The sequence below is a fragment of the Bradyrhizobium sp. S3.7.6 genome, assembly GCF_054061875.1.
Map to the genome: position 1 here is coordinate 3054737 of NZ_JBSSEQ010000001.1, position 14100 is coordinate 3068836.

Here is a 14100-nt window from a genome sequence, read left to right on the forward strand (position 1 = left end):
GCTCAGGCCTCCACGCGCGACGTCTGCCGGCCCTCCGCCGTGACCATGCGCGCCGACAGCGCGACGAGACACATCAGCGCGGCCAGCAGCCAGAACGCTGTCGGCAATCCGCCAAGCCGTGCGACGAAGCCGACACCGGCGGGACCGATGAGGATGCCCGCGTAGCCTGCGGTCGTGATGGCGGCGACGGCGAGCCCCGTGGGCATCACGGTCTGCCTGGCCGCCCGGCGGAACAGCACCGGCACGAGGTTCGATGCACCGAGGCCGATCAGCAGGAAGCCGCCGATGGCGACCGCCGCTACGGGCGCCCTGAGCAGGACTACGAAGCCCGCGATCGAAATGATGCTGCCCCAGAACAATGTCGCGCGATCCCCGATGCGTGCGACGACGGCGTCGCCGCCGAGCCGCCCCGCGGTCATCGCGATCGAGAACACGATGTAGCCGATCCCGCCTTGCGTCTCCGAGACGAGGCCGGCGCCGATGACGAGCAGCGCGCCCCAATCGAGCATCGCGCCCTCGACGAGGAAAGTGATGGCGGCGAGCAGCGCCAGCAGGAGCACGGAGCCATGCGGCAGCACGAAGAGCGGTCCGTCCTGCACCTGCACCGAACGAAGCAGGCGCGGCCAGGCCGCCAGCATCGCGACCAGCATCAGCACGGAGCAGATCAGCGTGCAGGCGAGCGCGCCGAGTTGCAACGAGAGCAGCGCAGTCATCAAGGCGGATCCCGCGAAGCCGCCGATGCTGAACAGCGCGTGGAAGCCGGACATCAGCGGGCGGCCCGCGTCGCGCTCCACCTCGACCGCATGAATGTTCATGGCGACGTCGATGGAGCCGAGCGCGGCGCCGAAGGCGAACAGGGCCAGCGCCAGCGTTGCCGGCGAGCTTGCGATCGCCAGCAGGGGCAGCACCAGCGCCAGACCGAGCCCGCCCGCAATGATGATCGGCTTGCTGCCGTAGCGCGCGCTCATGACTCCGGTCAGAAGCATCGCGACGACCGAGCCGATGCCGAGGCTGAGCAGGAGCAATCCAAGAACGCCGTCATCGACGCCGAGCCGCGTCTTTGCGAACGGCACCAGCGGCGCCCAGCACGCGATGCCGAAGCCCGCGACGAGAAAGGCGAGCCGCGTCGCGAGGCGCGTTGCCGGCCGGTCGGCAGAATGCATGGGAACTCCGGGGAAGCAGGGCGGGGCGGATCGACAAGCCCTGAGATTGCCGCGCCTTTATGTCCGAGGCGTGCTCGAATTGTCGCAGATAGTGCTCAAGAACGGCGCGACGTCAACCTGGGTTCCGAAGCGTGTTGCGTTCGGGACGATATTCGTAATCACGCCGCCGGCCGCGGCCGTAGGGCAAAACACCGGGTCATTCCGAGCTGCGCCGGTGTCAAGCCGCGCTTGCAAGAATATTCCACTTTACCGAAATTCGGAAATGGCGTATGTGTCGTCCATCCCGGCTCACCAAGAGGGGCGATCTTGTGTCGTCACTGTCGCGAGCCGGGCTTGCGGTGGACGCGACAGCGTCGGGCGCGAGAGGTTAAGGGCGGGGCGGATTGCTCTCCGTGAGCCCAAAACTTCGTGCTGGATGAGCGGCGCTGTCAGGTTCGTCTCGTCTGTAAGTTTCCGGCTCCGTCGACAGGGCTGGAAAAACTGCGGCGACATGGCGGGCCGTGCGTACGGCAAAACCGTGTGGTCCTTTCCGCAAGCGCTGTTTTCGGCCGGTTAAAAGCGGTGAAAGTACCTGAAACTAAAGGTATATTTCGGTTTTAGTCGCACTAACGAAAGGCCCGCCCGAACCTGCCGGGCCCTATTAGGCCCTAGTTTCACATCCTGCCGTTGGGCGCGAGTTGGAGTTCGGGAAGCTTAAGCCGCTCGAACGGCCTGAGGATCGCGGCGCGCCCCATGCGGTGGCCCTGCGATCCGCGCGCGCTGTACGGCCTTCCCGGGCCTGCGCTGCGGCCCGGTTGCCGTGGTTGGCCCTAATGAACGGACTACTTTTTCTGCTCGGTGGTGGTTGTAGTGGTCGGGGTGCCGTCGCGCGCGTCCCGTCGCTCGTCGCGTCCTGTGCGCCGGTCTTGACGCCGTTCTGTGCGTCCGGTCCGGCGTTCCTGGCGCCTTTCTGTTCGCCCGCTTCGCCGCTCCTGACGGCGCTCTGTCCCAGACATCGGCGCGTCTGCGGGCGGCGTCGTGGGCGTGGCGGGCGCCGTGGTGGTCTGAGCTTCCGCCTCTGACACCGCCAAAATTGCGGGCGAGGCCATAAGCCCAAACACGGCCGCGTATCCAAGGAAAGTGAGTGCGTTGCGACGACAGACCTGTTTCGGCTCCGAACGTTCACTCATCGTCAGGCTCCCGGTTGCTGTTGCCCCAGAGCATGGCACCTGAGGTCGAGAGCCGGCGCTTGATCTAGATCAAATAGGCGCAGTTGCACCCGGCAGCGTGCCAACGTCGTCTAAGATTACTTTTTGGTCGGCCCGCTGCTCTCATTTACTTGGTCAGCTTCAAGCCACGCTGGAATTTCCGGCGACGGGATTGACGTTCTCGGCAGGTGGGGGATCATGGTCCCCGCGGTGACGACCAATCCCTCGTTGAATTTGGTTCGCGCAAAATCCTTCGCTTCTGCTTCGGTTTCAAACGTCTTGGTTAAGCGCGGATGTCGCCGTCTTAACAGCGTGCCATCCGGCGGCACTTCAAAAGTGACGTACCAAGTGTGTTTCATGCCGTGATGCCGCATCGGTCGCCTGCGCCCGCGCCGGGGGCGATAAAAAAGCCGCCACCGGGACGAAGCGGTGACGGCTTCTTTCTCGCTCGTGACCGCGAAACAAGTCTTTACCGCCCCGCCCCAACGCGATTGACGCCGCCATTTGCATTGCCACCGGCGTTATGACGGACCGCAGCGCGCGCCACCGGACGAGGCCTCAGCACGACGCCTGCCCGGGCAACGCAACCCACTGGATATTCAACGTACTGGCAGTACACGACCGCCTGGGCTGGCGCTGGATTGAGCGTGACACCTGCAAGCCCCAACAGGGCGCTAGCAGCAATCCCGGCAACAGTCGCTGACTTGATCGAAAGACGCTTCTCCGGATGCATGTTGGACCTCCCTCTTCGCGCTTGCGTCACTGAAAGGTGACGGGAGCCGCCTCAGGTGCGGCTGAACATGGCATGAGCGCTAAAGGATCGCTGACGTTGACCTAGATCAACGGAGGGTCTGTGCGCTGTTGCCCCTCCCGGTGTCCGCCCTATGGCCCGGCGCTGGCGGCGCGCTGTACGGCCTTCTGCCGGGCCTTGGCGGTGCCGTAGGCCGCCTGTCGCCGTTGCGGTGACGTGCTGCCGCGCTCGACGGGTGATGAGGCGACGCCGCGCTAAGGGTTCTCCTCGCTGTGTTCTTCGAGCAGCTTCCGGGTAGCCCTGATGCGGGCGGAGACGTTCTGAAGCGTTGCGTCCGAACTGATACCTTGCGAATGCAGGAGCATCCACAGGGCTTCGGCAAGGATGACTTGATTTTCTAAAATGGCGCGTTGGATTTTATCCATCATCATCCATGCTCCGTTGGTTGCCGTCCGCTGTCGGTCGCCTGTCCGCGCCGTGATGCTGGCGCGGTCGAGCGCGCGGCTTCGATCAAGTTGCAGATTTTGCGCTTTTGTCCCAAGAACAGAACTGCGCTTGCGTTGCGCGGCGGCTGGCGATGGTGACGCGGTGGCGCTGCCGGTGCGAGCCGCTGCCCGTGTGAACCAAGGCACTGAGGGCGTTACGCCCGCTTCGCCGTCTTGGAAGCTTCGATCATCGCAAGCTCAACATGATCGGCAAGGCTGGTCAGATGCAGGGCCAACATATCGAACATTTCCCGCTTGGTCGGGACAGTGGCAAGATCGCGGAGTAGCGCGGCCTCAGCAGCATCCTTCCGAAGCTTTTCAAGAGCCGCTTGATAATCCCTCATGGAGTTGCTTTGGGCGGCCGCTGGGCGGTTGACCCTAAGCTTTCGTTCAGCCAGTCCGCCGTATCGGCCCCGGACGCCTTGCGGAGCAGTTTGTCTTTTTCTGCCCCGGGGGGAAGAAGCGCCGCAACTTCGCGCGCCGTCTTGGCGAATGACGCAAGACGATCTTGCAGCGGCACTTGTTGCTTGAAACGACGCCGTTTCATGGCGCGCTCCTTTCTTCAAGAGGAAGGCGGGAAGCGCAACCGGCGTTCACATCACCGATAAGAGCCTATGACCGGGCGGTGATGCAGGACCAACACTCTTCGAGCAAGTCTGTTCCGGGCCCGCTCAGTCAAAGAGGACCGGGGCCATGACCAATCGGTCGTCAGGGTCCTGTGGAGGGCGCGAGTTCCTGCGGGGACCGCGCGACGGCCCCGCGCAAGCGTATTTGCAATCGCGCAATCCCGGCTTTATTTGTGCGAATTGGTACACAAATTCCGTGTGCGCCGATTGGCCATAAGCAGGCCGCAAACTGCGAATGTTTAATGCCCGCTTCAGCCGCGTGAGCGGACATTATCAGCCAAGTCTGTCGAGTCCGAAAGGGGCCAACAAAAGGAGACGTACTGAAGCACGCGCGGTTATGCGCGCAACAATGAGGCGGTTGCGCAGTTCCAGTGGCCCGTTCAACTCTCGGTCGAGGAGTGGCAATGTGGCCGGCCAAGACTCCGGCCGCGACGCCGCCGTCGGGGCCCACAACCTAGCTGGCGCTTTTTTGAATGGCGGTTGGCAGCGTTTCGGATTTGTGCTTTTTGCAATAGGCGACAACTTTTTCGGAATTCTTTTGCAGGCGGTCGTAGTCCAAAACATTATTATTTGCAGCCGCGTTATAGTAGCCGCTCATGAAATACCTTACGAAATCTCGGTCTGCTGAACCGTATCCTAGCCAATTTCCGCAAGTGATCTTGTTCATGTCCAGCTTGATCTGAGCCGCGGCTGGCGCTGATGCCGCGCCTATCAAAATCACAGAAACGACAAGAGCCCTGCATTTCATAGCGATCCTCCAAAGTCCCGAGCCGTCAATTTTTGCCTACCGATTGTTGCAAGCCATACATAACGCTTTCCGCCGGATGGTATTGGCACCATGCCTTTACGTTGGCGATATTTTGTTGATGCAAAGCAAGGTCCACAAAGGTCCTGTTGTTCTGATAACTGAACCAACCGCTCATCCAGGCAGAAAACTTATCTGACTGTGACTGCGGCATAGCAAGATATTGGCTACATATGATCTTGCCCATATCAATGGTTACCTGCGCATTCGCAACGATTGGAATTAAAGAGACAGCAAACGTCAGACTGATCAATCTACATCTCATCGAGGTTGTCCTTGATGCTGATCTACAGGGATCTGGAGAGGGCTGCCACTACAAGGACGCAAGAAAACGAAGTCTCGCGCCGCTCATGTTGATCTAAATCAACAGAAGTCCGCTTGGGGTCATTCGCGTCGTTTTGACCCTGCGCTGACTACTTCCGGTTTCCATCCAACACCGGACATATCGTTGCACTAGGTCGCGGTCACTTGCCCTGCTGCTTGATCGCCCACAGCCGATAGGCTTCGGCCTCGTAGGCGTCCCGCTCTGTCGGCGGCGGGATCAGCTTCGCGCCTTCGCTGCGGAAGTGATCGAGGCCGCGCCCGAGCGCCTTGCGAAGATCTCGGCGCGCGCGCCAAGCTTACAGCCCATCGTGTGCCTCATCGCCGCTCCGCCGTCGCCGCTCTTTGCGCCTGCCACGTTCGGATTGAACGGAGTTGCGCGAGGTCGTCCGGGTCCTGTGAGGCGTGTAGAAAACGCGGGGACCGCGCGACGCCGGGAGGTCTGGATATTTGCTGCGAGAAAAACCGTTGTTGCAGTTGCAGGCGAAGGCGAACGTCCGCCTTGGTCTGACAGCGACGAACTTTCGCTCCGTATGAAAATGACGCTGGGCCCAAGAGGAGACATTTCGAGGCGACCGATTGGTTGCTATATTCGGGCTTTGTACTTCACCGTGACTACGATTAGTCCCGTAGGAGTGCTAACCCTTTTAGGGGAGACAACAATGGGCGATTTGAATTCGGTGATTATCCGCAAGGCCTACGAAGACTTTGCGATAGGAAGCATCCCCTCGGTTTTCGCGGTTTTCGACGCCGGCATCACATGGCACGTTCCCGGTCATAGTCCCCTATCAGGCGACTATACCGGTCACGATCAGGTCGGAGGCTTCTTTCAACGCACGATGGAGCTTTCGGGAGGCGCGTTCAGCATGGATGTGCACAATGTGCTGGCTGAAGACGATCTCGTTGTCGCCTTGGTTACCGTGAACGCAGAACGAAACGGGCTGTCCGCGTCGTTTCCGGAGATCCACGTCTGGCAGATGAAGAACGGAAAGGCGACCGACTTCCGCGAGTATCAAGGCGATGAGCAGCGGGAGGACCAATTCTGGTCTTGAGACGCCGTCATTTCCTCAAGCGATAGACGGCACAATGAGGGCGACGCTAAGATCGACGATCCTTCAAAAGCGGCGCGGCGCAACAGGAATGGCTGATGTCCGAGACCGTCACCGTTGATTGCCCTCATCGCCAAAGGGCTACGACCGTCAGCGCGTCGGGCCAATGACGCTGCACCTCGATTGCAGCCGGGCCTACATCGGCAAGGCGGCAAGGTGACGGCTTCCCGCTAGATCAGAGCCGCGTGGCTTACTTGCGATACCTGCGGCGGGAGCGGCGGCAATCGTCGCGCAGTGAAGCCGATGCTGCGCACGTCGCGGCAATGAAAGCGTGTTTTCGAGAACGCTGCAATCTCCTCATGCTGTTGCCGAAAGGCAACTGATTTATTGTTCTTCGTTGAACTGTTCCATTTTGCGTTTACGCCGCAACAAACAGTTCTAGATTTGCGGTCTCCGGGCTGGGGCGTGTTTTACAACAGCGAATTTTCGAACCCGGAGGCTTTTCGAAATGATTTTGGAATTTCTCGCAATTCTTTCTCTCGTTCAGTTCGCCAACATGATTTCGCGACTGATCGGTCGGCGGCATGACGTACTCTCCTACGTTTCAAGATCAGGTCCTCACCGGTAAGCGTGGCTAAAGCGTCACAAAAGCGAAAGCGGGATGGCCGCTCCGCCCGTGGCACAGTCTGGCTCTGATCGTCTGCTACTTGAAGAGTTTGAGCTGCCTTGTGTCGGGGGCCTCCTTGAGGGGCGCGGTGGTGGCGTGAGTGTTCTGGTCGTCTCTCGAATGAGCTACTCGCTCGTTCTGGTAGAACCCAAGGGGACATATCCCCAGCTTCCGGACTGAGGCTCAAGCCACCAATGCTGACCTGCATTTGAATACCGACGCAATTCGAGATCGGTCAGTTGCAGAAGCCGCCATGGTAAGATCGCTCGTCACTTCCCGCTCACTGGGACCAATCCATATAGAGCGTGATGCCGATCATGATCAGCGAGCCGATCGCGACCGCCACCGGGCAGATAAACGGCAACTCCTCCAGAACGCCGACAACGACCGCCCGAACGCGGAGACTTCTCTTCATGTGCGCAAAGCGCGAGCCTGCCGCACCCATCGGACATCCCCGTTTGGCCCCCAGCAGCAGCGGTCTCACTCTTCAGCATCAAGTGATCTTCGGCTATCGCCCATTCGGATGTATCCGTGAGTGAAGGTGAAGGAACTCTTGCTAGTCCGTTGGTGACGTGTGTTGCCGAGGCGGGCTCAGGAGGGAATGAGCGAGCAGATTGCGCCCGTTGACCAGCCACGCAGGTTTGATTGAACATCGCGCACACCGTGGCCGTTGATGGCATCCCTGATGGTACGCCGTTCGAACGACTGGGAATATCGCACCATGTGGAACTGGATGATGCTAGGGCTAGAAAGCAATCGCGTGATCGGACTTCGGATCGCGAAGCTGATGCGCGGCGGCAAAGCGGCTCAACGAGAAGCCCAGCGCATGGTGAGTGAAAAGGTCTTGGCGGCGGCGAAGGCCGGTACAAGCCTGATGGCTGGCGCATCTGGAAACAAGATTGTTGAGCAGTATCGAAGAAAGGTGGCGGCAAACGCCAAACGGCTCAGCAGCAAACGGATACGGCGCAGACGAAAATGACGCGGGCCTCTCGGACACTTGCTCTGCTGCTTGATCGCCCACAGCCGGTAGGCTTCGTCCTCGTAAGGATCGTCGCGGTCGGTGGCGGGATCAACCTCGCGCCTTCCTTGCGGAAGTGTTCGAGACCGCGGCCCAGCTTCTCCCGGCGAGTGTGTGTTGATCGTTGGCCCGGTCGGGATCGTCGGCGCGTAGTCCTCAAGCAAGGATCGAAGCCGATGGCGGCAGCGAAGTGGTAGCCCGCGCGGGACTTCGGCGCGCACGCCATCATGCGGATCGCGATGCCCCACCATCAGGCGGGCTTCGCCGATCGATAGCGCTCCCTCGACTTGCGCCAATGCCGTCGCGACGAAGGGGGCGACGTGCGGCGCGGGCAATGGTTGTCAATCGGCCTGTAAATATTGCAGGCCGAATGACAGCGGAGGTCAAGAATCTTGCACCAGATTTGCGGTCGAACAATTCCAGCGGGTTGCGCAGCGGCATCGTATGTCGGTGGGTTGCGCCGCCGCATCAATGCGTTACAACGATGAAATCCGTGTCTTTTCCCGTCTCGTGGCTAAATCCGTCGTCGGAAATAATCAATGAAGAGGCCGGCGTCAGAAGTTTAGAGATCCTCTCAACGGTATCCCGCGGTATTTCGATGCGGTTGAGGACAGCGTTGGCTTTATCGGGAGACGGTACCGATAGGGCGGTTTGCTTCACGGGCGCTTCGCGTTCTTTTGTGGCATCCTCGATGCGAGGAAATTCGTCCGGAATCGACACGACGGTCCAGCGAATAGCCGCTCCCTCGCTCTGGAATTCCATTGCAGTAAACACGTGCGTTCCAAGGGGCTCCTCCGGATTTTCGATCTTGACCGCAACATCAAACAACGGCGAGAAGCCCTGACGCACGAAGAGCTTGCTCAACTTACGACTCACGAAGACGGAGATCGGGGCCATCTTTCTGGGTGTGCCTTCAGCGGCAGCCGAGTTTGGAACCTGGAGACTAGTGGCTTCTGGAGTCTCGGTCTTGGACACCGGTGATCCATGCGTTGCCGCGGCTGTGCTAACGCTCTTACCCACGACTGTGGCAGCCTGAAATTCCGGCGAACCGGACACTGCTTTCGGCTTAAAGAGGTGCGGACTGGTTATCTCGACCGGCTGGACATCGTGGTGCGCAATGATCACGCGCGTGCCGCGCTTCGTGAGATGCCAGAGTCGAATGGCAAAGTCATTTTTCAAACGGATGCAGCCGTGTGACGCCGGATGCCCAGGCACGACACCGGCATGCAACGCAATCCCTGACCAGGTGATGCGCTGCATGTAGGGCATGGGGGCAGAGCTATAAATATTTGAGCGGTGCCATCGTTGTTTGCTGATCACGCTGAATACGCCCAGGGGTGTAGGATGCCCCTGAGTTCCCGTGGACACCGTCGAGCGTGCGATCAGTGCCCCGTTGTCAAAAAGCGAGACCCGTTGGTCAGCGATCGAGATGATGATCTGGAGCGGGCCCTTCGGAGGGGCCTCAGGCCGAGCGTTCTTCGCAGATCCAGAGTTTGTCTGCCGGTGATAGTGCTTGTGTTTGAACGGAGCGTAGTGGCCTGGCCAGAACCTGTCCTGCGGCCAAAACGGAAACTGAGCGTGTGCGATCCCTGTAGAGAGCATGAAAGCGGCGAAAGCTATTATTGGAGTCTGCCTCCTCATTCAGTGCCTCATGCAGTGAAGTTGCATGCGAGGTCCAACGCAAGAAGCGTGGCGTTACCGACCATAGCCTCGTCTTCAAATCTGGTCGCAGTGGGTCGAAAATTGGACCAATTCCAATGACGAGGCCAATCTGCCGGAAGAAGACAATCGGCAATAGCCGTCGCGCTGATCGCCGGGCCGATCAATGTACGGTGTGAGGGCCGTTGCGACGGACGCTTTGATCTTGGGCAATGGGTTCGGTTCGCTCAGATGATCCCATAAATCGTCAACGACAGACCGCTCGAAGGGACGGCATCCCCGACTACGGCCACTCAAGCGCACCTGTTGGTCCGACATTCACCATGACCGGCTCGCCGCGAACTAGCCGCATGCGTCGCATGGGTCCGAAACTTCCCAACACGCTTACGTCGCAGAACAATTGCTTGCCGCCGGCGCGTTGCATGCGGGCAACACTTCGTGGAAAAGATGATGAACCGCGGTTTGCGCCATTGCGCGGCCATGTCTCGACCCGAAAATTCACCCGTCGCGTGCTTGGCTGTGCAGCATTGCTCGGGTGGGGCCTTTGGAAGCGACGGGATGATGAACCCGCGGCGATTTACGGCAGTGGTGCCGACGTTTTGCGGAACGGTCGTTCTCGCGGGGGGGATCGTTGGCTGGCTGGCTGGCTTCGGTTCGGCCGGCACCGAGAACATCGGCGCAGTGCCAATCGAGGATCGCGCAGCATCGCTCGCCGCCAACGCCAGGCTCGCGGATGAACCGCAGGCAATCGCAATGGACAACGCCGTTGTCGCTAACACCGTTGTCGCGAACGCTGCTGTGGCTGGCGCCGAAGTGGCGACGGCCGCCGAACCCGCGGCGGGGACGGCCACCGACACGACGGCGGCTTCGGATAAGCCGGAATCGATCGTCGTGGCTGCGTTGCCCGATCCGTCGCAGATGCTGTCGGCCGATTTACCGCCCGTGCAGGAATCGGTGGACTTGGGCCACCATGATGTCGCCCAACCGGGGCCGACAACGCGCAATGCCTCCAACTCGGCGCCGGTGACGCAGGATTTTCGCTATCTCATCTATTACGTCTGGTCCGAACTGCCTCCTGCCGAGAAACCGGCGGAGATCGTCTTAAAGTCACTCAAGGACATCCCGGTCGGAACGCCGGTCGAGGAGATCAAGCGCGCTTCCGACGCTTTCGGTCTGGACTTCCATTTCATGAAAGCGGTTGCCAAGATCGAGTCCGGTTTCGACCCCAAGCAGCGCACGGGGTCGTATATCGGCCTGTTTCAACTGAGCAAGTACGAGTTCAACAAATTCGGCTCCGGGCAGATTCTTGATCCCCGCGACAATGCCATTGCGGCAGCCTACAAGGTCATTACCGAAGGCATTCTGTTCGAGTGGGTGACGCAGAAGAAGCCGACCTTGAGTGATCTTTACTTGATCCATCAACAAGGCTGGGAAGGCGCCGCCGAGCACATCAGCCAACCCGATCGCATCGCTTGGAAATCCATGTGTGCCACCAGCGAAGGGAGGGAGAAACGCGAAAAATGGTGCAAACGCGCGATCTGGCGGAATACCCTTCCGGCCGTCAAAGCCGAGTGGAAATCGGTGGATAAGCTGACATCGGGGGCGTTCGTCGGAATGTGGCGCGAGCGGGTTGCGCATTTCCAATCGAAATACATGGCTACCGCCGACGCCGAACGGGCGAACCAGTAGATTTCCGTTGAGTGGTTGGTAGGAGTTGCCGCACGCGCGGGCCGAGCGGGGGCCTCACCGCCGCCGCGAGACGTGGTGTCGCTCAGTGGTCGCGCAGGACGCGCTTTACGTTTTCAACGACTCGCTCGGACCATTCCTACGTAAGCGATGTTCTCAGGCCACGCGCCAGCGTTCTTGGGTAGCGAGATAGGCCCAGGGTAGCAGTTCGTCGATCTGGCTGTTCGGGTGGTCGTTGACGATGCGGGTGATGACGTCGGCGAGATAGGCGTGGGGTTCGACGCCGATGAGCTTGCAGGTTTCGATCAGTGAGGCGATGACGGCCCAGTGTTCGCCGCCGCCGTCCGAGCCAGCGAACAGGGCGTTCTTGCGGTTGAGCGCGATTGGGCGGATAGCGCGCTCGACGACGTTGGAATCGATCTCGACGCGGCCGTCGGCAATGAAGCGCGTCAGCCCGTCCCAACGCGACAGCGCATATCGGACGGCCTCCGCGAGTTTGGTCTTCTGGCTAATCAGACCAAGCTTGGCGCGCAGCCAGGGTTCGAACTCGTCGGCGATCGGCCGGCTCTTCTCTTGGCGGACGGCGCGACGCTCGTCGGCGGTGCGGCCGCGGATCTCGGCTTCGATGACGTAGAGCCCGGCGATACGTTCGAGTGCCTCGCTGGCGATCGGTGCGGGACCGGCCGCGGCGAGTTCGTAGAAGCGCCGGCGCACATGGGACCAGCAGAACGCCAGTTCTACGTCACCGCGCTCGGCCAGGACCCGATAGCCGGCATAGCCGTCGACCTGGAGGATGCCGGCAAAACCCGCGAGGTGGACGATCGGCCGTTCGGCCTTGCGATCGGGAGCGTAGACATAGGCGACGGCGGGCGGGTCCGTGCCGCCCCAGGGCCGGTCGTCGCGGGCATAGGCCCAGAGCTGGCCGGTCTTGGTGCGGCCGCGTCCGGGATCGAGCACCGGGGCGGTGGTCTCGTCGGCAAACAGTTTTGGCGACTGCTTCAGCCTCGCGAGCAGTCGCTCATGCACCGGCCGCAACAGGAAGGCTGCCCGCCCGACCCAATCGGCCAGGGTCGAGCGATCCAGCTCGAGGCCCTGGCGGGCGTAAATTTGAGCCTGCCGATACAGCGGCAGATGGTCGGCATATTTGGCGACGAGTACCTGCGCCACGGTGGCTTCGGTCGGTAGCCCGCCCTCGATCAGCCGCGCTGGCGCCGGTGCCTGTACCATGGTCTCGCAGGCCCGGCAGGCATACTTCGGCCGCCTTACGACTAGGACCCGGAACTGGGCCGGGACGATATCCAGTCGTTCGCTCACATCCTCGCCGATCCGGTGCAGCGCCTGCTGACAGCACGGGCAGGCGTGATCGTCGAGGTCGACCAGCATCTCGACCCGCGGCAGATGCGCCGGCAACGCTCCTCTGTTCCTGCGGCGCCGTGCGGCTCGGCTCGATCGCTCGGCAGCATTGGCTGCATCGGTCGCCGCATCACTGCTCGCCTCGACCTGCTCGACCTCCTCCAGGCCGAGCAGCAACTGGTCCTCCGGCAGCGTCTCGGCCCGGCGGCCGAAGCGATGACGCTGCAACTCCTTGATGATCTGCTCGAGCCGCGCGGCGCGCGCCCGTTCGGCCAGCAGCATCGCCTTGAGCGTGCCGGGATCGTCCGGAAGCGTGTCGGCCGTCGTCGCCATGATGCGATTACACCATGCGTCGCGGCATCCCGCGAGCGCGACATGCATACTGATTCACTGTGCCGCAGTTCAACTCGCTTGGATCGGCGACGGTGTCTCGCGCGCGGCGTGGACGCGCTTCCAGTCTAGTCCTTCGAGCAAGGCTGACAGCTGCGCCGCGGTCAGGCGAATGACGCCGTCCTGCACGTTGGGCCAGCAGAACGAACCGGTCTCAAGCCGCTTGGCGAACAGGCACACACCCGTGCCGTCCCAATAGATCAGCTTTACCCGGTCGGCGCGCTTGGCGCGGAACACATACACGGCGCCGGAGAACGGATCGGCCTGGATGCTCTCACGCACCAGGGCCGCGAGCCCTTCGGCACCCTTGCGGAAGTCGACCGGCCTGGTCGCCACCATCACCCGCACCGCGCCCGTCGGACCGATCACGTGCAGGTCTTCAGCGCATGGATCACGGCCGCAATCGTCGCGGCATCCGCGCCGCGGCCGACCCGGACCGCGACGCCGTTGATCTCGAGCTCGATGATGCTGCTGTTCTCGGCGCCCTCGAGCGCCTTCCGGAGGCGTCGGCGCTGCCGCGGTGAGCGCTCCGGCGGCGTGGACGATGGGGTAACGACAGCGGGCACGAACGTCTGCGGCTCGGGAGCCACAGGGATCGCAACCGGCTGTCGCATTTGCCGGCGCCACGTAAACAGCTGTTGCGGCGACAATCCGTGCCGCCGCGCGACCTCCGATACCACGGCTCCCGGGGCCAGCGTCTCCTCGACGAACCGCGCCTTGTCGTCGGCCGAGAACTGCCGGCGTCGGCCGCTCTCCGTGATGACCTCGACCAGACGAACCGAGGTCCTGGGCTCAAGCATATGTTCAAGCTTAGACACAAGCCGATCTCCAATCAGAGATCGATCATTCCTCGCTCGACGCCTTCAATGGAAGGTGGGACCGAAACAGCGCTTACATTCCTACTGCGCGCTAACGAGGTGATCGATCAGATGCCGATGTC

Annotated in this window: 16 protein-coding genes; 3 read left to right on the forward strand and 13 right to left on the reverse strand. The window is 61.3% G+C overall.

Annotated features, from left to right (window positions below; all coding sequences use genetic code 11):
• Nucleotides 1-2: 2 nt before the first annotated feature.
• The 8 genes from ACVJ5M_RS14370 to ACVJ5M_RS14405 form a co-directional block, all read right to left on the reverse strand.
• Nucleotides 3-1163: an MFS transporter gene (locus ACVJ5M_RS14370; protein ID WP_283017267.1), complete on the reverse strand. Its 1161-nt coding sequence runs from the start codon at nucleotides 1161-1163 to the stop codon at nucleotides 3-5.
• Nucleotides 1164-2448: 1285 nt separating this feature from the next.
• Nucleotides 2449-2709 (reverse strand): hypothetical protein, encoded by a 261-nt coding sequence (locus tag ACVJ5M_RS14375; protein WP_080586859.1) that lies wholly within the window; start codon nucleotides 2707-2709, stop codon nucleotides 2449-2451.
• A 110-nt stretch (nucleotides 2710-2819) separates the two neighbouring features.
• A complete protein-coding gene (locus tag ACVJ5M_RS14380) occupies nucleotides 2820-3083 on the reverse strand; it encodes a hypothetical protein (RefSeq protein WP_080586857.1) in 264 nt (87 codons plus the stop codon).
• Between the two features lie 272 nt (nucleotides 3084-3355).
• Nucleotides 3356-3733 (reverse strand): hypothetical protein, encoded by a 378-nt coding sequence (locus ACVJ5M_RS14385; protein WP_155258276.1) that lies wholly within the window; start codon nucleotides 3731-3733, stop codon nucleotides 3356-3358.
• An 8-nt stretch (nucleotides 3734-3741) separates the two neighbouring features.
• Entirely contained in the window at nucleotides 3742-3930 is a 189-nt protein-coding gene (locus ACVJ5M_RS14390; protein WP_283018500.1) for a hypothetical protein, read from the reverse strand.
• Nucleotides 3927-4133 (reverse strand): hypothetical protein, encoded by a 207-nt coding sequence (locus tag ACVJ5M_RS14395; RefSeq protein ID WP_084795024.1) that lies wholly within the window; start codon nucleotides 4131-4133, stop codon nucleotides 3927-3929. The genes ACVJ5M_RS14390 and ACVJ5M_RS14395 overlap by 4 nt, the downstream gene beginning before the upstream one ends.
• 533 nt (nucleotides 4134-4666) lie before the next feature.
• Complete coding sequence (locus ACVJ5M_RS14400) at nucleotides 4667-4960, reverse strand: HdeA/HdeB family chaperone (protein WP_084795025.1); 294 nt, start codon at nucleotides 4958-4960, stop codon at nucleotides 4667-4669.
• A gap of 25 nt (nucleotides 4961-4985) precedes the next feature.
• Nucleotides 4986-5270, reverse strand: coding sequence for an HdeA/HdeB family chaperone (locus ACVJ5M_RS14405; protein WP_223153946.1), 285 nt, complete (start codon nucleotides 5268-5270; stop codon nucleotides 4986-4988).
• 730 nt (nucleotides 5271-6000) lie between these two features.
• Here ACVJ5M_RS14405 and ACVJ5M_RS14410 point away from each other — a divergent pair.
• Nucleotides 6001-6390 (forward strand): nuclear transport factor 2 family protein, encoded by a 390-nt coding sequence (locus ACVJ5M_RS14410; RefSeq protein ID WP_157790253.1) that lies wholly within the window; start codon nucleotides 6001-6003, stop codon nucleotides 6388-6390.
• A gap of 944 nt (nucleotides 6391-7334) precedes the next feature.
• On the opposite strand, the gene ACVJ5M_RS14415 is transcribed toward ACVJ5M_RS14410, so the two are convergent.
• A complete protein-coding gene (locus ACVJ5M_RS14415; RefSeq protein WP_256376473.1) occupies nucleotides 7335-7469 on the reverse strand; it encodes a hypothetical protein in 135 nt (44 codons plus the stop codon).
• A gap of 306 nt (nucleotides 7470-7775) precedes the next feature.
• Here ACVJ5M_RS14415 and ACVJ5M_RS14420 point away from each other — a divergent pair, with 306 nt between their 5' ends.
• On the forward strand, nucleotides 7776-8033 hold the full coding sequence (locus tag ACVJ5M_RS14420) for a hypothetical protein (protein WP_028154361.1): 258 nt from the start codon (nucleotides 7776-7778) through the stop codon (nucleotides 8031-8033).
• A gap of 507 nt (nucleotides 8034-8540) precedes the next feature.
• Here ACVJ5M_RS14420 and ACVJ5M_RS14425 read toward each other — a convergent pair.
• Nucleotides 8541-9713, reverse strand: coding sequence for a L,D-transpeptidase (locus tag ACVJ5M_RS14425; protein ID WP_135217228.1), 1173 nt, complete (start codon nucleotides 9711-9713; stop codon nucleotides 8541-8543).
• Nucleotides 9714-10178: 465 nt separating this feature from the next.
• Here ACVJ5M_RS14425 and ACVJ5M_RS14430 point away from each other — a divergent pair, with 465 nt between their 5' ends.
• Nucleotides 10179-11420: a transglycosylase gene (locus ACVJ5M_RS14430; RefSeq protein WP_245328642.1), complete on the forward strand. Its 1242-nt coding sequence runs from the start codon at nucleotides 10179-10181 to the stop codon at nucleotides 11418-11420.
• Between the two features lie 153 nt (nucleotides 11421-11573).
• Here the strand turns inward: ACVJ5M_RS14430 and tnpC are convergent, their stop codons facing one another.
• From tnpC to tnpA, 3 genes are all read right to left on the reverse strand, one after another.
• The gene (gene tnpC, locus ACVJ5M_RS14435; protein ID WP_283018506.1) at nucleotides 11574-13103 is read right to left on the reverse strand and encodes an IS66 family transposase; all 1530 of its coding nucleotides are present in this window, start codon (nucleotides 13101-13103) and stop codon (nucleotides 11574-11576) included.
• A gap of 69 nt (nucleotides 13104-13172) precedes the next feature.
• The gene (tnpB, locus tag ACVJ5M_RS14440; protein WP_007606730.1) at nucleotides 13173-13529 is read right to left on the reverse strand and encodes an IS66 family insertion sequence element accessory protein TnpB; all 357 of its coding nucleotides are present in this window, start codon (nucleotides 13527-13529) and stop codon (nucleotides 13173-13175) included.
• Nucleotides 13526-13978: an IS66-like element accessory protein TnpA gene (tnpA, locus tag ACVJ5M_RS14445; RefSeq protein ID WP_144030647.1), complete on the reverse strand. Its 453-nt coding sequence runs from the start codon at nucleotides 13976-13978 to the stop codon at nucleotides 13526-13528. Before tnpA ends, tnpB begins: the two co-directional genes overlap by 4 nt.
• Nucleotides 13979-14100: the final 122 nt, after the last annotated feature.